The organism is Aggregatilinea sp., from assembly GCF_036822615.1.
GTDB lineage: Bacteria > Chloroflexota > Anaerolineae > Aggregatilineales > Aggregatilineaceae > Aggregatilinea.
Genome location: NZ_DAISHJ010000025.1, coordinates 38248 through 56344, shown reverse-complemented (window position 1 = coordinate 56344; position 18097 = coordinate 38248). Strand labels below are relative to the sequence as shown.

The window sequence follows — 18097 nt, the reverse complement described above, 5'->3', positions numbered from 1 at the left end:
CCGCTGCGCGACCTCAGGGAAGGCCGGTTCCGCGCCTGGCGGCAGCGTGCCGTCCTCGGCTAAATTGCTCGGCGTCAGGCTGCGCACCACCCACGCGGCGCGGGGCGCGTCCATGCGCCGCCCCAACTCCATCCACGCTCCGTGCGTCTGGTCGGCGTCGCCGCCCGCCCGCACGCCCCAATACCACTGTCCCAGCTCGATTTCGGTCGGCGTCAGCTCGGGGATGTGTGTATCGACGTGAATCTGGTCGGGATAAATGCGGATGCGCAGCTCGCGCGCGCTGTCGAAAAAGCGCGTCTCGATGCGTGCGGGCAGCAGCGCCAGCGGCGTGCGCCCGTCGAGCGCGGTGAACAGCGTTTCCGGCTTGAGGTCTACGATCACGCCATCGACCACGCCCGTAATCTGGCCGTTCAGATCGTGAACGCGATTCAAAAGCTGGCGGCGTGTTTCCTGGGCCTGTTCGAACGCGGCGGTCGCTTCCGCTATGGCGGCTTCGCTCGCGCCCGCGCGGATGCGCGCGTTCAGATCGGCTTGCAGCGCGCGGATCTGCGCGTCGTTGGCCTGAAGCTGCGCCTCGGTCGTGGCCCGTTCGACGCGGGCATTGGTGAGGGTGACGCGGTGCTGGTCAGGGTTGAAGGGCATGTGCGGCTCCGTTCATTGCACCAAGTAGCGTCCGTGGACGGCAATACGCATCGGCTGCTGGAGCATGATCGCCGCCATGTGCGCCGCGTTCGAGCCGAAGGTCAGGCTGCTGGCGAAGGGTGGGTGCGCCAATGGGTTCCCTTCCAGACGCAGGAAGCTGCCGGGCGTGACGTTGGCGTGATCCCAGCTCACGTCCGACCAGCGCGTCAGCGTATCGGGCGGGCCGTCCGGCTCGTCCAGGCCGAAGCGCGGCTCGGTCGGCTGCTCCTGCACGATGAAGAACCAGCCGCCGTCCTTTTCGAGATCGTCGTCCACCAGATCGAACCCGGCGAAGATGATGTCCGGGTCCAGCTTGCCGGGGAAAACCGGGCGCTTGATGATCTGGTCGCGCTGGGCCTGCGTCGCGTTTTCGGGCACGTCCATCAGGCGCGCCCCGTCCGGCGTGGCCTTCCAGGCGAGCATCACCGCGTTCGGATAGCGCCGGACCAGCTCGCCGCGCACCAGCAGCACGAGCTGGCCGCCTTCGCCTGCGCCGCGCGTATTTTCGCCCAGGTTCGTGGCGGTGGACCACGTGTGGATCGGCTCGATATCGGGCTTGCGGTCGATCCAGTCCCAGAAGAAGCGCCACGACGTCGCCCGCTGGTCGGTGGGCAGCGCGCGCCACAGGTATTCGCGGTTCATCTCGACGTTCAGCCCGACCATGAAGCCCTCGATAAAGCGTGGATTGGTTTCCAGCAGCGTGATCGAGTTGGGCGGGATGATGCCGATGCCCGGCACGAAGCGCTCCTGGTCGTACAGCGCCAGATAGCGGTAGGCTGCCGCCGGGAACTCCGGCGCGACCATGATCCGGTCCAGGGTGGGGGCCACGTGCACGCCCAGATCTGCGACGGCGTCCAGCCGCCTGCCGCCGACCTTGACCATTTCCGTGACGCGTTTGGGGACCATCACCACCGGATCGATGCGCTGGACCAGCGTCTGCGCGACGCGGTTCAGGTCGAAGGACACGATCGTCCCGCCGTCGAACGGCTGGTTGAGTTCGCTGTTTTTTACCAGATCGTGCAGCACGACTTCGTACTGCGTGATGGCGGTCACATCCACAACCGGCATCGGCACGGTGTTGGTCGGCGCGGGCGGCGCGACGACGATCGGCGGGATTTCGCCCACGTCGATCGGCGGATGCCCGATGACCGGTCCCTCGTCGATGGGCGGACGATGTATCCCGCCCGGTCCGTGCCCGCCGATGTCGATCACGGGCCCTTCGCCAGTAGGGAGATGCGTCCCGATGCCCGGCGCGTGCCCGCTGAGATCCACGGCTGGCGTACCGCCCCCAGGCGGACGTAACACGCCGGGCGGGCGCGTGACCGGCGTCACCAGCGGCGTGTTCAGCGTGCCCGGTTTGACCGGAATAACCGCATGCGTGCCGCCAGGGCTGAACAGCACGCCGCGCGGCGTGTGTTCGGCGCCAAACGCGGAGTCGCGCAGCAGCACCTCGCCGCTTGCGCCCCGGGTGATGTGCGGGCGGATGTTCCCGCTGAGGTTCAGCGTGCCGATCGGCAGATCGGTCAGGATGTTCGTCACGTTCCCTACACCGCCCGTGTTCAGGGTCGTGTCGATGTGCCCCACGACGACTGACGTGCCGGGGGAGGTGTGGGTCACTACCGTGCCATCGTTGTGAATTTCCAGCGCGTTGAAGCTCGGCGGGCGCTGTGGGTTGAGCGTGATGAGGATGCCCATCGCGCCGGGCGTCTTGACCGCCGTTTGCAGTACCATGTCGATCATGCTGTACGAGTTGGCCGTTTCCAGCGCTTCCCCGTTCGTGGCAAGTTCCAGCGAGGTGATGTTGGCGACGTGCGTGCGCGTGATCAGGCCCGTCTGGCGCAGATCGCTGCGCACCGTGACCTGCGGCGGCTGGGCTTCGAAGTTGACGCCGCCGATCGCGCTCATTTGCGTGCGATAGCTCTGTAAGCGCTCCGCCGGAATCTGTACGTCCAGGCCGATCGTGTTCAGGTCGAACACCTGCGCGCCGGGAGTCAGCTCGATTTCGTTGAACGTGACCGACTGGACCAGCCCGTCCGGCATGAAGCGCGTCGGATCGACGTCCACCCGCCCGCGCGCCAACGACTGCATGAGCGTCGAGCGGCCCTCTACCTTGAACGAGCCGGACAGCCGGTTTTCCGCCGTCAGCCGCCGCACCACCGTCTTCACCATCGGGCGCTGCGGGCTGACGAGGCGGCGCATCGCGGGGTCGGATACGGCGTTCGGCAGGCTGCTGCGGCGCACGGCCATGCGGACGGTGGCGTTGGTGACCAGCGTGCGCGTGTGCAGCGCCCCCGTTATTTGCAGCAGGCGATCGGCGGGCAGGCTGCGGAAGTGCCGCGTATAGAGCCGCCGATTCGCTTCCAAACTCAGGCGGCCCCAGTTCAGCCACATGTTCGCGCGGATGACCTCACCGACCTGCTCCCATGCCTTTTGCATGAAATCTTCCTGGAACTTGCGCACGACCTCCGCGCCCAGCCCGGCGGCGACGCGGCTGCGCGGGTCCAGGTTCAGCTCGTGCATCCAGGCCGGATTACTCGGCGCGATGGTGTGCTGCTTGACGTGCCACTGCCCGTAAATGGGCGGTCCCAGGATCGGCGTGGCGTCCGCCGGGCCGTCTTCGAACTGTTTCGAGGGCATGTTGAGCGCGATTGCCAGCCCATCCTGAATCGCCGTGTCAATGTCGCTCAGCACGCCGGATTCGCGGGCGGGCGCGCGCAGCGCCCCATCCATCAGCGTATTCCCGGCGTCCTGATCGGGCGCGATTTCCGGCATCAGCGGGTTGCCGTCGCCAATGTACATCGGGATCACGCCGACCGAATCCGGGCAGGCGAACGGCTTGAGCTTGCGCGCCAGCGATTCGAAATCGCCCAGCGGCCCGGTGGCGAATTCCCAGTGGAAATACACCGGAAGCTGCACCTCGCCCGGCGCCGGACCCCAGGCGGGCGCGAGCGGCTTGAGCGGATCGGGCGTGCCGCCCATGCCGCGCAGCACGCCCGCGTCGAAGGCGGGCACGAGGCAGGCGAAATACTGGTGATTGGGCACGAGACGGCGCGGGCAGACCAACCGCGAGACGTTTAGGTCAGGCTCGTTCGCCAGCTCGCCGGGCAGTTGGTTGGCGGGCAGCGTGTCTTCGGTCATGACCTGGGTGTGCGCCCAGGCCCAGGATTCGCCCAGATCGGGCAGCTCCTGCGCGGCGACCTCGGCGGGAATCGTGATCGTAGGCAGCGGGCGCAGCCGGTCCGCTTTGGGCAGCTTGACGTTGGCGCGGTCGAGCACCAGCAGCACCAGCCACGGGCGCAGCCGCTGGTTGCCAGTGGCCTTCGCAGGGCTGAACATCCAGGGGAAGTCGGGCGGGTCGAACTCGATGGCGGGCAGATAGTTCGGCTCGACGTTCGTGCTGCCGGGACGCGGGGAGGCGCGCACGATCAGCCGCGTGTCGATGCCCAGGATGTCGCCGGGGCCATACAGCGCCATATCGATCCCGTTCGTGCCGGGGACGTTGGTCACCGTGACGCCGACCGAGATCTTCGCGCGCCCTGGCAGCGCTCCGCCCGTGTCGGGATCCTGCACCTCGGCTACCAATCCGCGCCGGGTCCAGGGTAAAAAGCGGTATTGTGCCTGGTTCGCCATACGCTGCCCTTATCTCGCTGCGCCGCGCGTGCGGCTCAGGATAGCTCGTACGCTTCGACGATTTGCGCCTTGCGCACACCGCTGGTCTTGACGGCCTGCTCCACCAGCGACGTATTACTCGCGGCGCGCCCATTCACGGCGACGCCATCGACCACGCCCAGATCGTTCTGGTTGACGACCGTCAGCGGAGGCTGCTCGACGTGCACGGCCTTGTTCACGTCGCCGCGCAGCTTGTCGTGCAGCCGCAGCTGAGACTGCGCCGCCGCGCCCATCACGGCGTGGGCGTACAGCACGTCCATCGTCACGTAGATGTGCAGCAGCGTGGCGTGGATCAGGATGCCGTCTTCGCCTTCTTCGCCGGGCGTCAGATATTTCGTCTCGTAGCTCAGGTCGCCGTTAGCGACGACGGGCGACACGGCGTAATCCTCCGTGCCGACCGCGATACCCACGTCGAAATTCTCGAACGACGGTTCAGACAGTTTTTGCTCGTCGCTCAGGTTGAGGTATTGCGCGCGTGACAGGTGTTCCTGCGTGTAGACGGGCTCCGTGATGGTCCGTTCACCCACGGTCACCGACGTGAGATCGAAGCGGTTGGGGCCGTCGATGCGCGTCTCGCCGTACTTGTCGAGCATCAGGCCCAGCGGCGCGGTCTTCTGGCTGACGCGCAGCGTGCCCAGTGGGTGCGCGATGACGGCTGTATCGCCCGGCAGCGCGCTGAGCGTCACCAGCGTATCGGACCCGGCGGGCAGCGCGGCGCTCCAGTTGTCCGCGTTGCTGTAGTCGGCGGCCATCAGCGCCGCAACGTTCGTGCTCACGTCTGGCACGGCGGGCTTGTCGCCCCATTCCTCGTCGAACTTGGGGTTGAACGACCAGAACAGGATCTTGAACTTGGCCGACCCCTTGATGCGCCAGTGACCGGGGCCGTAGAGCGTGCCTTCGACGTCCACGCCCAGCAGCGTCTCGCCGAAGACCTTGATCGCCATGCCCGCGCGGAAGCCGACTTCGAAGCGGAAGTCCGGCTTGTAGTAGATCAGCGCGTCGAAGCCCAGGTAGCCGCTGATCTCGACCGGATCGAGATCGACTTTGACTTTCACTTCCGCACCGAACTGGACCGTGGCCGACGTGACCGCGACGTAGCAGTTGATCGTCACCTCGACGATGCTGGCGATCTTGAACTTGATGCCCAGGCGATCCAGCTTGGACGGCAGACCGTCGGGCAGATCCTTGAAACCGGGATGGAAGCCCCCGGCGGCCACGACGAAGGTCGGATTGTCGCCGTAGTCGATCATCAGCACCAGCGAGCCGGTCAGTTCCAGCACGCTGACCAGCCGCGAGTTGCGCAGGCGTGCGTAGAAGCCGAAGCGCTTGTTGTCGAAGTCCAGGTAGCCCATGAAATCGACAATGATGCGCACCACGTCGCCGCGCTGCGTTTCCGGCATGCCGATGCGAAGCTGGCCGAGCAGCAGGATCTTGCTCAGGCTGATGTCTTCGTCGCCGCCCAACGCGTTGTCGAAGGCCAGAATCAACCCCAGCTTGATCTCGCCCACGCGCGGCGTACCCCAGCTCAGGCGGAACATCAGCCCGACCGTGAACGCGTTGCGCTTGATGGGGAAGATCACGCGCAGGCGGTTGATGATGCGCGGCGCATCGGCCACAGGGTTGGCCGGGAACAGGATGTCGTCCAGGGCGCCGTTGGGCAGATCCTCTTGCAGCGCATTGATATCGACCGAGTGGTGCAGGCCGATCATGCCGCCGATGCCGTCGAAGAAGATGCCAAACGCGATATGGAAACGCGGCAGGTCGGCGTAAATAAGCAGGACGAAGGCCCAGCCCTCGCTGCCGTCGGGCATTTTGGTGGTCAGCAGGCCGATGGCCTTGATGCCCCACGCGCCGATCTTCAGTTCCAGCGCCCCGGCGTATTCGCCGCGTTCGTGGTCGAGGAACAGGTAGCCGCCGCCGCGCACGATGCCGACGTCCAGCACCATGCCGATGCCGTTGGGCGGCTTGAAGCCCAGCGCCACGTCCATGAAGCCCAGGTTGCCCTCGTGAAACGCGAACTCGAACTTGAAGCCGATGCGGTCCACGCTGGCGCGGAACGGGCCAAGCGTCAGGCCGAGCGTGGTGGACATTTCGAGCGCGGCGTCGTAGCCCGCACTGCCCGCGCCGAGCGCCAGATCGATGGTGTGGATGTTGAGGACGCCGCCCAGCGACTTTTCGACCGGGATCGTCGCGCGCACGGACGTGCCGCCTTCGACGCGGAATCCGCCCGCTGTGTCGGCCAGGATGCCGAAATTGAAGCCCAGCTTGATCTCTCCGGCGGGAAGCTGCTGCAAGAAGCCGTCGCCGTCGCCCAGCTTGATGACCAGCTCGGCGTCCTTCATAAACAGGCGCAGCCCGGCGCGGTCGGACATGAGGTTCACGCCCAACCCGATCTTGCCGATGTCGAGGCGCGTCTTGTCCGCGTCACCGATGCGGAAGGCCGGTTCGTCACGCCCGGCGTGCAGCATGCTGAACTTCAGGAAGCCCGCCGCGCTACTGCCCAGCTCGAAGTCGTGCGCGTCGCCGCTGAACGGGATGAACATATCCAGCGCGCTGGCGGCCCCGGCTTCGATGGTGAGCGTCGTCTGGTCGATGGTTTTCTCGAACGCACCGCTGCCGCCGATCGACAGGAACATGCCCGGCCCGCTGTGCTCCGGTGGCACACCGGTCATCGTCAGCGCGATCTTGGGCGTGACATCGGCCACGTCTGGCAGGGAGAAGATCATGCTCAATGTGCGCGCAGAGACGAGGTCCGAGCGCGGCGTGGTCGAGTCGGGCGCGGGGTCCCATCCGTAATACGCATCGAGCAGGTCCGGCCCGACGTACTTGTCGAGGATATATTCCAGCACGGCGATCAGCAGCGCCGCGCCCGCTGAGATGCGCTGCACCACGATCTCGCCGTAGTCGGCGGCGACCGGCTCACCGCGCCCGAGCCGCACCAGCAGCGCCGGGTCCAGCTCGGTCAGCTTTTCGGGGTCGTCGGTGACGAACAGCGTCGTCTTGCCGACGAAGTACACGATCGGCTCGCGCGTGCGGATCAGCTCGGAGGCCAGCAGCTTGCCTAACAGGTACGCGACGTCCCAGCCGGTGACCGTGCTCTCGTCGTCGGTGAGCTGTTCGCCCAACTGCACGAACGCCTCGATGATGATCTTCAGGTCTTCGACCGTCTCCGCGAAGCCTTTTTTATCGGGGTCCAGCCCGTCAGCGAAGTGCTTGATCTGGTCACGCTGCGATTCGGGCACGTCGCGGTCGGGGGCCAGTCCCAGATCGTCGCGGATAGCCTCAATGATGTACGGATCGCCCAGGTTTTCCTGCACCCACTCCGCGAGTTCTTTGAACCAGTTCTTGACGTCGGTGAAGAAGTCGGACATGGCCGTCTAGCTCCCGCTTTGCAGGGTGGGCGCCGGGTCGCTGGTGGGCGCCAGGGGGATGGTGTGAATGGTGTTCGGCTCGCCCTCGTCGGTGATCTCGCTTGCGCGGGAGAGCAGCGTGTGTTTGACCTGCATCCCCGCGCCCGTGCCCGAAAACTCCACCAGCCCGATGTTGGTCGTGAAGACCATCTGGCGCACGTTCAGGAAGCGCCCCGTCTGTACGGCGATCTGGTGGCGCGCGGCGATGGCGCGGTAGGCGGGCAGGTGCGTCGATGCGGTGGCAGGGTCGATTTCTTTGCTGGGGTCGAGCATGGGCTGCTGCACGTCGAGCGGCATCGCCGTATTGGGCCGCTCGTCACGCACCAAGGCGATCCGCCAGCGCCAGTCCGGCTGCTTGTCCGGCGGGATGGTCGTGCCGGTCGGCCAGCTCCGGCTGGGCAGCAGCGACGGTTCGCGGCGCATGCGCGAGCGTCGCCCCGGCGAGATCGTCGCACCGGGCGGCAGCGTGATCGGGGATTTTTTCTCCCAGGCGAGCCGCTCCGGGTTGACGCCGCGCTGGTAGGCTTGCAACAGCGCGTTGCTGCGCAGGATCGCCTCGACGCGGCTGTCGAAGCTGTTGTGCAGCGCGCTGGACGTGAGCTGGATGATGCGCGCGGGCGCGGGCTTATCCTTGATCCAGAAGTCCATCGCCAGGCTGCACCCGTAGTGCACGTCGCCGGAGAGGATGACGACCTTGCCGAAGGGCGCGATGCGCCGCAGCAGTTCTTCGCGGGCAGGCTCGTTGGCGGCCCAACCCTCTGCGTCCGCATCCTCGACGCCGGTCACTTTGCCGCCCGGCGTGCACGGGTTGTCCGCCTCGCGCTGCACGTACTCGAATCCGTACTTGAAGTCGCCCACGGCCTCGTAGATCGGCGCGGCAAGCTGGTCCATGACGTTCGGGCCCAGCACCGGCGCGGGCGCGACCAGGATCAGCACTTCGCGCGCGTTCTTGAACGGCCCTTCGGGGATCTGCTTCTTGAGCGAATCCCCCAGCAGGCTGGGCGGCGCGATGCCCTCCCCGCGAAACTTGCGCCGCGTGCGTGAATCCATGACCACCGTCAGGTGGCGCGGCCCCGGCACCTCGAAGTGCCACTTGACCAGATCGTCACCCGTGGCGTCCGTCAGGGCGAGCAGCTTGGTGAGGTGCGAATATGCGCTGTTTTCCTCGTCGGGATCGGGTTCCGGCGTGGTGCTGCTCTGGCTGATCCAGATGCGCGCGTACTTCAAAAATTCCTTGTTGCGGCCATCTTTCTTGTTGGCGCCATCCACCAGGATCCGGTTGAACTCGACCGGATCGTTGCCCCAGCCCTGGAACAGCCCGTAGGCCATCATGCCGTTTACGAGGATTTCCTGCCCCAGTGCCGTACGCAGCACGCGGTTGCGCCAGCGTTTGTTCAGGTTCCAGTCGTCGGTGATTTCGTGATCGTCGAAGATCATCAGCGTGGAGATGTTCGCCAGCGCCCGCGCGACCTTCGGCACGCTGTCGCGCCACTCGGTCACCCGGTCGCGCTCGCGGTTCACGCCTCCCTCTTTGGCCTCGCGCCACTTCGTCAGCGGATCGCCGCCCGCGTTGTCAAAGCAGTCTTCCCAGTCGGTCAGCGCGTCCTTGATCTCGGCCTCGACGCCCCCATCCACGGTGCGGAACAACTGGTCGTTGGTCGCCATCGCGCGCCACACACGCGGACTCCACGCCGCGAGATACATCGCCGCGAACTCGCCAAACGAGAGCAGGTGGTTGTCGCACGAGGTGGTGGACATGCGCGCGTGCTTGCGGATCAGCTTGCGCCGCCGCAGCGCGGGGAAGTTGGTGATCGTGGTGTCGGTTTCTTTGGTCAGGCTCAGCGAGCCGTCGTCGTTGAAGGTGTTGACGCCGATACTCTGGCGCGGGCCGATCAGATCCGCCGCAAGCTCGTTGAGCATCGGCAGCAGGCACGCGCCCACGTCATCAGCGTAGATCTGGTCGCCGGTCAGGTACAACTGCTGCGGACGCTCGCCGTCGATGTTGGCATAGCTGTCTTCGAGCACGTCGTCCAGCCATGCCAGCGCGTCGAAGCCCGCGCCGTTCGATTTGCGGCAGCTTCCGTGTGCCAGCTGGAGCTGGTTGACCGCGCCGGGCAGCGCCACGAACGATGGCAGGCGGTTGGTGATGTAGCCCAGCGCCAGCTGGCGCGGTACGTCGCCGTCGGCAGGATGATCGCTCAGCAGACCCTCGTCGCGCAGCCCCTTCGTGCCGAATGTGCCGGTCATCACCAGGTCGTAAGAGTAGGTCATGCCGGGCGTGAACGCCGGGCGTCCGGTGACGATGGGATTGCCGGTGTCGTCCAGGCGCGGCACACCGGTTTCGGGGTCAATTTCGGCAAGCTGAACCTGGATCACGCCGATGTACAGGTGATCGCCGCACTTCATGAGGTCGGTGGCTTGCGAGCTGGCGAACGGGGCTTCCCCGCCTTCAACCGTTCCCGCCGCTGTGCCCGACATGCGGGTGGCTTCCCACACGTGGGCGGTGACTGAGGCTGGCTCGCTCAGGGCGAGCCAGAAGGCGCAGCTCGTTGGCTCCACGCGGCGGACGATAGGACCAGCGAGGACACGTGGCAGAGGAGGCATAGGGTACCCCTTCGATGAAGTGCGATGATGTCACCACGGCGAGCACTGCGTTTCAAGTCTCCCGCGACAACCAGACGAACAGTTGGAGGTGGGTGTACGATAAGACAGCGGTTAACAAAACAAAAAACAAGACCTGTTTGATGAAAACATCGTATGCGTTTGATACTGGCCTGTCAATATTGTGAATTGCCGTACAGATTGCGCCTCAGCTTGAGTTGCTGCGCCGGAGCGCCTCGGTGTACGTGCGGGGGATGTAAAAGTGGACGGCTCGTCCTGCTGTGAAGGACGAGCCGGTATGTGGCGGTTTTGAGCCAATTGAGGGGCTGCGACGGGCCGGTTTAAAGACGGCGACGTTCGATGTGGACGTAATGCAGCGCTGCGTGCCAGCCGCATGCGGTCATCATTGCTCGTACGGCTGCTTTACTCAGGCGGGCATTACGCCGATTGGCGGGGAGTCAGGATGCACGGGGCCTCAAGGATACGCTTGGGACCGTTCCGGTTGCCTTCGATGCGGTCGAACAGCGTATTTACCAGCTTTTGCCCGATGTCGACCGGCGTCTGGGCGATGGTGGTCAGGTGAGGCCGGATGATCGAGGCTTCTGGGATGTCGTCGAATCCCATCACGGCGATATCGTCGGGGATGTTGTACCCGGCGTCTTGCAGCTCAAGGATGAAGCCAATCGCCATCAGATCGTTGAGGGCAAACATGACCGGCGGCCAGTCCTGCCGCGTCATGAGTTCGCGGGCGGCCTTGCGTCCGCTCTCAAGCGTGAAATCACCCTGGAAGTAGAGGTAGTCGGAGAAGATCGGCAGCCCGGCGTGTTCCATCGCGCGTTTGTACCCGTTCCAGCGGCGCGGCCCCGGCGGGTAGTCATCGGGCACGCCCAAAAAGCCGACCTGCGAATAGCCGCGTTCTTCGATGAGCCACGTCACGGCCTCGAAGGTTGCTTTTTCGTCATCGGCCCAGACAACATCGACCTCGGGATGCTCAATCTGCACGCCAAGCACGACAATCGGCGTCTGGGCGATCGTGATGAAACGGTCGATTTCTTCGTCGGTGAGACGGAATACCACCATGATTACGCCGTCCACCGGGCGCCGGATGACCGCTTCGAGAAAGTGTTTTTCGTTGTCATAGCGGTGATCGCTGTTGGCGATGATCACGTCATAGTTGTGCTTGCGGGCCACATCCTGCACTGCGCGCGCCATCGGGTGATAAAACCCGTTAGAAATATCGGCAATCATCAGCGCGATCATCTGGGATTTTTGCGTCCGCAGGCTGCGCGCCGTCATGTTGGGGTGATACCCCAGCGCTTTGACCGCATCGAGAACTTTTTGACGGGTTTCTTCGCTGATGGAAACGGTCGTGGCGGTGTCGTTGAGGACGCGTGACACCGTCGGCTGGGAGACACCAGCCAGCCGCGCCACGTCGCGCATGGTAGGGGACTTCGCAGGGTGGTTTGGCCTGGACATGCTGTGTGTCCTTGAAAGTGCTAGTCGATCTAGATGGGGTAAGCGGCAGAATTATATACAGCTATACGAATCCAGTCTACTTCTGATACTGCGCATTATAAGCCATTCGACAAGGTTCAAAAGCGCGCATATACTGAGTGCATACGATTTCATAAACTCGAATACATCCCTAATCCCACTTAAAGATGGTTTATTTTAAGGAGCAGCAGTATGTCCAAACGCTTCACTCGCCGTCAGATTCTTGGTTCAAGCCTATTACTTGGCGCTGGTCTTGGACTGGGCGCCGCAGGGTCGGCACAGGGGCGAAGTCTGGCACTGACGCCCACCCCCACGCCGGAAGGAGATGCCCCCATGCTCGAACTGACCGGCGCAATCACCGGAGTGCACGATCCGTCGATTATCAAGGCTGAGGACACGTACTACATCTTCTGCACCGGCAACGGCATTCCCGTTCGCAAGTCGACCGATTTGGCTCACTGGTCTCCTGCGTTCCCGGCGATCGTGATGATCGGCGTCCCCGACTGGGCGCGGGAGAAGATCCCCGGCCAAAACGACAGTTGGGCGCCTGACATTTCTTACTACAATGACCGCTATCATCTGTACTATTCCGTTTCCACCTTTGGCAGCAACCGCTCGGTGATCGGTTTGCTGACCAATGCCACTCTCGATTCCGAGGACGACGCATTTGAATGGGTCGATGAAGGGCTGGTCGTCGAATCCGTCTCTACCGATAACTACAACTGCATCGATCCCAACCTCGTGCTGGATGAGGATGGCGTGCCGTGGCTGGCCTTCGGTAGCTTCTGGTCCGGGATCAAGATGCGCCGTCTCGATGCCATCACCGGCAAGCCGTCGGACGACGATCCTACTCTCTATTCGTTGGCGCGGCGTACGGTCAACTCCGGGTCAGTAGAAGCGCCGTTTATTATTCGTCGCGGCGGGTTCTACTACCTGTTTGTCTCGTTTGATTTTTGCTGCCGGGGTGTGGAGAGTACCTACCATGTGGCAGTTGGGCGTTCGACGGTGGTGACGGGTCCCTATGTGGATCGTGACGGGACCGATATGATTGATGGCGGCGGCACTCAGGTTACTTTCCCCACCGATCGCTGGCGCGGCCCCGGTCATAACGCGATTTTGCAGGAAGACGGCGTTGAATACATCGTCTACCACGCCTACGACGCGGAATACCAGGGAACGCCTACGCTGCGGATCGCTCCGCTCACCTGGGACGCGAATGGTTGGCCCTCCCTTCGTGATGACGTTTAGCGCAGGGGGCTGGATGGGACACTCCGTCCCATCCAGCCTTGCCTAATCCCCCCGCTTACCTCAAGGAATGTTGCATCTTTGCGCGCGCCGTCCGTCGTGATGCTCGCCCGATCGACCAGCGCCACCACGCCGAACAGTCTGCCGATCACTTTGCCGGGCTGGCTGTAGGACTCGAACGAGATCCAGTCGTCGTCCGCGATGCCCGGCGTGATCCACCACGTCGCATCCCCCGCGAAACTGTCCGTGCCGTCGTCGGGCGTCAGCACGATCGAGTTTTGCTGCTGCCGCACGAAGAAACCGGGAAAGTTTACCGACTCGATCGAGATCGCATCGGGATCGGCCAGCCCCGGCCTGACGACGAACTGCGAATCCGCAATGGGCGTCACGGCATAGTCGAGCCGGGCGACGAAGTTCACGTGGCGGAGATACGCTTCGTCGCCGTACGTCTTGAACCGTGAGATCACCGGCATTTCGACGCTGGGCAGCGGATCGATGCCCGCATCGCCGGACGGCGCGGCGATCTCCTCGCTGGTCAAAACAGGCACGCCGAAGTTCGGGGTTCCGTCGTCGTTCCAGGTGAACTTCTGGACGCGCGTCGTCCGCCGCCCGTCACAGGCTCCGTCCTCCGAATCGTTGGCGTGGTAGACGATCCAGTCTTCCGTGCCATCCGGGGATTGGAAGAATCCGTTATGCCCAGGCGCGAACACGCCGTTTTCGTCCGAGCGCTGGAAGACCGGATCGGGGTCTTTGACCCACGAGTCCGTGCTCAGTGGATCGCCGCCCGCGTACGCGAGCATCCCCAGCTTATAGTCCGGCCCCCAGCACGCGCTGGCCGAATAGACCACGAACGTTTTGTCCTCGTGCTGCAGCGCGACCGGCCCCTCGTTGACCCACGATCCCTGCGCCTCCCACGGGTATTCCGGCTGGGAGAGCAGGCTGCGTTCGCCGCTGATCGTCCACGGATTGCTCATCGGCGCGATGAACAGCGATTGCAGCCCGTTTTGGAACGCCGAGAAAAGGAAATACAGCGATCCATCCAGCTCCAACACGCTACCGTCGATGGCCCAGGTGTCGTTTTGCGGATCGTAGATCCGGCCCTTGTAGGTGTAGGGGCCCATCGGATCGGTCCCGGCGCTTTCCAGCACGTGCGTATGCTGGTTGTCGTAGGTTCCCCACGTCCCGGCGGTATAGTAAAAATACCAGTGCGGCCCGTCAGCGCCTTCCAGCAGGCGGAACTCCGGGGCCCACATGTTGCAGCAGCGCGACGGATCGGTTTCGAAGTAGATCCGCACCGGCTCCGCGGTTTTCAGCCCGGCCAGCGTGGGTGACTTGCGCATCGTCAGTTCCGATGCCCACGTCGTCGCGGCAAGGTAGTAGTTGCCATCATAGTATTCCAGCCAGGGATCGGCCCCGCCGTTCGCGTTGAGCGGATTACGGAGCGACCCTGGCTGCCCCTCGTCAGATTGCCCGTAGGTTACGCCTATGGTCATGCACAGAACGGCCACGACCAGCAGGAATCTGAGCGGTGGTTGAATCCTCATCCCATGCGCGCCTCGATCGCGGTGAACGACAGCGGCGGCAGCACCAGCTCCGCGCATTTGTCTACGATGGCGGGCGCGCCAATTTGAACGGCCTTGATGATGTCAGGCTGTTCGAAGCTGTTGGCGGCCTTCGGATCGGTTCCGGCAAGCTGGTAAACCGAGGTAATGCTCTGCGGCGCGCCGTCCTGCCAGTTGAGTTCGACAGGCAGGCTGTCGGTCTGGCTGCGGTTGACGATGAAGATCGCGCTCGTCTGGCTGGCTTCGTCGTACGAGGCCGACACGTCCAGCAGCGGCATATCTCCGAACAGCGCCGTCGAGTACATGGGCGCTTTCACCGCAACGTCGAGCGCCGCGCCGGATGCAAGGCGGCTGAACAGCATGAACGGGTAGTAAATGGTCTGCTTTAGCAGCCCGTCGCGGGTGGTGAGGATGGGCGCGATCACGTTCACGGCCTGCGCGAGACAGGCGATCTTCAGCATGTCGGACTTGCGCAGGAACACGTTCATCCACTGGGCGACGACCAGCGCATCTTCCAGGTTGTAGACTTCTTCGATCAGGTGCGGCGCTTCGGCCCAACCGCCCTGCATGTCGCTGCTTCCACTGGCCTTGTACCATACGTTCCACTCGTCCCACGACAGGTAGACGTCGTGCTTGGAGCGGTTCTTGGCCTTCACGTAGCGCAGCGTGCCGATCAATGTATCGAGGAACGCCTCGAACTCCGCGCTGAGCGCCAGGAAACTGCCCGTGTCGTCCTCACGGTTGCCCGCGTAGTAGTGGAGCGAGTGGTAATCGACCTGATCCCAGCACAGTTCCAGCGCGACGCGGTCCCATTCGGGGTAGGTGGGCATGCCGGAGGAGGAGGAGCCGCACAGTACGAGGTTGATGGATGGGTCGTGCCAGCGCATGAGCTTGGCGGCTTCGCGCGCTTTTTTGCCGTAATCCTCGGCATCGAGGTGTCCGATCTGCCAGGGGCCGTCCATTTCGTTCCCCAGGCACCAATACTTCACCCCGTACGGCTCGTGGTAGCCATGCGATGCGCGCAGGTCCGCGTACTGCGTGCCGACCGGCGCGTTGCAATATTCAACGAGGTTGGCGGCGTCCTGGATCGTGCCGGTTCCCATATTAGCGGCGAGCATCGGCTCGGTGTTGATGGATTTGCAGAAGTCCATGAACTCGTTCGTGCCGAATTGGTTGGTTTCGATCGACTGCCAGGCGAGGTCGCGGCGGCGGGGACGCTGGTCGCGCGGGCCGACGCCGTCCAGCCAGCGATATCCGCTCAGGAAGTTGCCACCGGGATAACGGAGCGCGCGGAAGTTGAGTTCGCGCATCGCGGCCATCACATCTTTGCGCAGACCGCGCTCGTCAGCGTGCGGCGACGCGGGATCGTAGATCCCTTCGTAGATGGAACGGCCCATGTGTTCGGCGAACCCGCTGAAAAGCAGCGGCGAGATGGGGCTAATGACACGATTGGTGTCAATAAAGATGTGGGCTGTGGGTGATTGAGAGATTGCCATTCAGGTTTACCTCGTGTTGAGTGTGCTGGTTGAAAAGGTCAGGCATTTTACGGCTGGTTTGCAGCAGGCATAACTTTACCATCGACGTTTGTTCGCGCCTGCCCTTCAGATATTCGATTCTTCATACGGCAGTGTTCGTGAGTGGGTTCGGTATCCCGAAACGCTCTCTTAGCGACCTCCCATTCCTGTCAGTGTCACGCCCTTGATGATCCGGCGCTGGAAGATGATGTAGACGATGAGGATCGGGATCGTTGACAGCACGGCTCCGGCCAGGATCATGGGGCGGTACTGTCCGGCGTAGGACTGGTTCAGGATCGACAGCCCAACCGGCAGCGTGCGTGTTTCCAGCGTGTTGGTGACGATGAGCGGCCAGAACAGGTCGTTATAGTGGAACAAAAAGACGAAAATTCCCAGGGCGGTCAGCGCATTCGTGGAAAGCGGCAAGATCACGTGCCAGAAGCGCCCGAAATACCCCGCGCCATCGAGCACGGCGGCTTCTTCCAGCTCCTGTGGGATCTGCATGAAGAACTGGCGCAGCAGAAAGACCCCAAAGACATTGGCGGCCCCGGGGAAGATCAGCGCGTTGAAAGTATCCAGCCAGTCCAGATCGCGCATCAGCAGGTAGTTGGGAATCAGCGTGACCTGCGAAGGCAGCATGATCGTCGCCAGCACGAATGCAAACAGCACCTTGTTGCCGGGGAACTTCAGCCGCGCAAACGCGTAGGCCGCAGGCGCGCAGAGAACCAGCACCGCGATCGTGTAGCCGGTCGCTGCGATCAGGCTGTTGCGCAGCCACAGGTCCAGCCGCAGGTCCTGCCACGTCAGCACGTTGTGGTAGCTCTCGAACGTCGGCTCGGTGGGGATGATCTTGGGCGGCCAGCGATTCACTTCCTGGTTGGTCATGAAGGACTGCGAAACCGCGATCGCCATGGGGAACAGCACAAATGCCGACAGCACGATCAAAAAGGCATAGACCCCGAAGTGCTTATAGAAGGAACTTCTTCTAATAAAGTCCATGATCTACCCCTCTAGTATTCGATGCGACGTCCGATGACGAGGAACTGGACGGACGTGATCACGGCCATGATGACCGCGATCGTGACGGCTACAGCAGCGCCATAGCCCATACGGAACGCGACCCACGCCATCTGGTACAGGTAGTAAATGACCGTATACGATTCACGTCCTGGGCCGCCGCTGGTCATGATGTAGGGCTGCCCGTAAACCTGGAAGTGGGAAATGACCGAGGTGACCGTTACGAACAAAATAGTGGGGCGCAGCAGCGGCAGCGTGATGCGGAAAAGAAGCTGGCGACCGTTTGCGCCGTCAATTCTGGCGGCTTCGTATAAATGGTCCGGGATGCCCTCTAGCCCGGCGATGAAGATCAGCATCGGAAAGCCGAAGGTCCACCAGATCGTGGTCAGGCTGAGGGCAGGCAGCACCAGATTCGCTTCCCCCAGCCAGTTAATCGGTTTGATGCCGAAGAAGCTCAGAGCGTAGTTAATGACCCCAAACTGGCCGCTGAGCAGCCAGACCCAGATGAGGCCAACCGCGCCCACCGAAAACAGCGAGGGCATGTAGAGCAGCACGCGGAAAAATCCTCGCCCACGGATCGGCTGGGTGACGGCGAGCGCTGCGGCCAGCGATACGATGGTGATCCCGACTACGGTAATGAGGGTGAACTCGACTGTGTTGCCAAGCGCGGTCCACCAGACATCGTCCTTAAAAAGTTCAATATAGTTATCCAAACCAATATAAGGAATTTTGGGCCGCAGGAGCCGCCAGTCGTAGAAACTGTATTGAACTGCCTTGACTACCGCGCGAATGAAAAATACGGAGAAAAAGCCCAGGAAGGGGGCCAGAAAGGTATACGCAGCGATCACCTCGCGGGTCTTCAGGCTCACAGATAAGCGCGAAGAAAACCCTCTACTGGCCGGTC

General features: G+C 63.2%; 9 protein-coding genes and 1 pseudogene. 1 reads left to right on the top strand and 9 read right to left on the bottom strand.

The genetic code is table 11. The annotated features are described in order from the left end of the window. The 5 genes and pseudogenes from V7116_RS10275 to V7116_RS10255 form a co-directional block, all read right to left on the bottom strand. A pseudogene (locus V7116_RS10275) lies at positions 1 to 642 on the bottom strand (hypothetical protein); the annotation flags it as partial. Between the two features lie 12 nt (positions 643 to 654). Continuing rightward, complete coding sequence (locus tag V7116_RS10270) at positions 655 to 4311, bottom strand: hypothetical protein (RefSeq protein WP_324391828.1); 3657 nt, start codon at positions 4309 to 4311, stop codon at positions 655 to 657. A gap of 35 nt (positions 4312 to 4346) precedes the next feature. Continuing rightward, positions 4347 to 7721, bottom strand: coding sequence for a DUF6603 domain-containing protein (locus tag V7116_RS10265; protein ID WP_324391827.1), 3375 nt, complete (start codon positions 7719 to 7721; stop codon positions 4347 to 4349). Positions 7722 to 7727: 6 nt separating this feature from the next. Beyond that, entirely contained in the window at positions 7728 to 10364 is a 2637-nt protein-coding gene (locus tag V7116_RS10260) for a hypothetical protein (protein ID WP_324391826.1), read from the bottom strand. Positions 10365 to 10799: 435 nt separating this feature from the next. Beyond that, positions 10800 to 11837, bottom strand: a complete 1038-nt coding sequence (locus tag V7116_RS10255; RefSeq protein WP_324391825.1) for a LacI family DNA-binding transcriptional regulator — start codon at positions 11835 to 11837, stop codon at positions 10800 to 10802. Positions 11838 to 12047: 210 nt separating this feature from the next. Between V7116_RS10255 and V7116_RS10250 the strand changes: the two genes are divergently transcribed. Next, a complete protein-coding gene (locus tag V7116_RS10250) occupies positions 12048 to 13103 on the top strand; it encodes an arabinan endo-1,5-alpha-L-arabinosidase (RefSeq protein WP_324391824.1) in 1056 nt (351 codons plus the stop codon). Here V7116_RS10250 and V7116_RS10245 read toward each other — a convergent pair. The 4 genes from V7116_RS10245 to V7116_RS10230 all read right to left on the bottom strand — a co-directional run bounded on the left by V7116_RS10245 (position 13100) and on the right by V7116_RS10230 (position 18062). After that, the gene (locus V7116_RS10245) at positions 13100 to 14644 is read right to left on the bottom strand and encodes a family 43 glycosylhydrolase (protein WP_324391823.1); all 1545 of its coding nucleotides are present in this window, start codon (positions 14642 to 14644) and stop codon (positions 13100 to 13102) included. The two genes, V7116_RS10250 and V7116_RS10245, sit on opposite strands and share 4 nt — an antisense overlap. Continuing rightward, on the bottom strand, positions 14641 to 16158 hold the full coding sequence (gene arfA, locus V7116_RS10240) for an arabinosylfuranosidase ArfA (RefSeq protein ID WP_324391822.1): 1518 nt from the start codon (positions 16156 to 16158) through the stop codon (positions 14641 to 14643). The genes V7116_RS10245 and arfA overlap by 4 nt, the downstream gene beginning before the upstream one ends. 168 nt (positions 16159 to 16326) lie before the next feature. Next, positions 16327 to 17175, bottom strand: a complete 849-nt coding sequence (locus V7116_RS10235; RefSeq protein WP_324391821.1) for a carbohydrate ABC transporter permease — start codon at positions 17173 to 17175, stop codon at positions 16327 to 16329. Between the two features lie 11 nt (positions 17176 to 17186). Further along, a complete protein-coding gene (locus tag V7116_RS10230; protein ID WP_324391820.1) occupies positions 17187 to 18062 on the bottom strand; it encodes a carbohydrate ABC transporter permease in 876 nt (291 codons plus the stop codon). Positions 18063 to 18097 lie beyond the last annotated feature (35 nt).

Excerpts from the sequence above, each read along its gene's own strand:
- V7116_RS10255 (WP_324391825.1), bottom strand. The coding sequence starts at position 11,837 with ATGTCCAGGCCAAACCACCCTGCGAAGTCCCCTACCATGCGCGACGTG.
- V7116_RS10260 (WP_324391826.1), bottom strand. The coding sequence starts at position 10,364 with ATGCCTCCTCTGCCACGTGTCCTCGCTGGTCCTATCGTCCGCCGCGTG.
- V7116_RS10250 (WP_324391824.1), top strand. The coding sequence starts at position 12,048 with ATGTCCAAACGCTTCACTCGCCGTCAGATTCTTGGTTCAAGCCTATTA.
- V7116_RS10270 (WP_324391828.1), bottom strand. The coding sequence starts at position 4,311 with ATGGCGAACCAGGCACAATACCGCTTTTTACCCTGGACCCGGCGCGGA.
- V7116_RS10235 (WP_324391821.1), bottom strand. The coding sequence starts at position 17,175 with ATGGACTTTATTAGAAGAAGTTCCTTCTATAAGCACTTCGGGGTCTAT.
- V7116_RS10265 (WP_324391827.1), bottom strand. The coding sequence starts at position 7,721 with ATGTCCGACTTCTTCACCGACGTCAAGAACTGGTTCAAAGAACTCGCG.
- arfA (WP_324391822.1), bottom strand. The coding sequence starts at position 16,158 with ATGGCAATCTCTCAATCACCCACAGCCCACATCTTTATTGACACCAAT.
- V7116_RS10245 (WP_324391823.1), bottom strand. The coding sequence starts at position 14,644 with ATGAGGATTCAACCACCGCTCAGATTCCTGCTGGTCGTGGCCGTTCTG.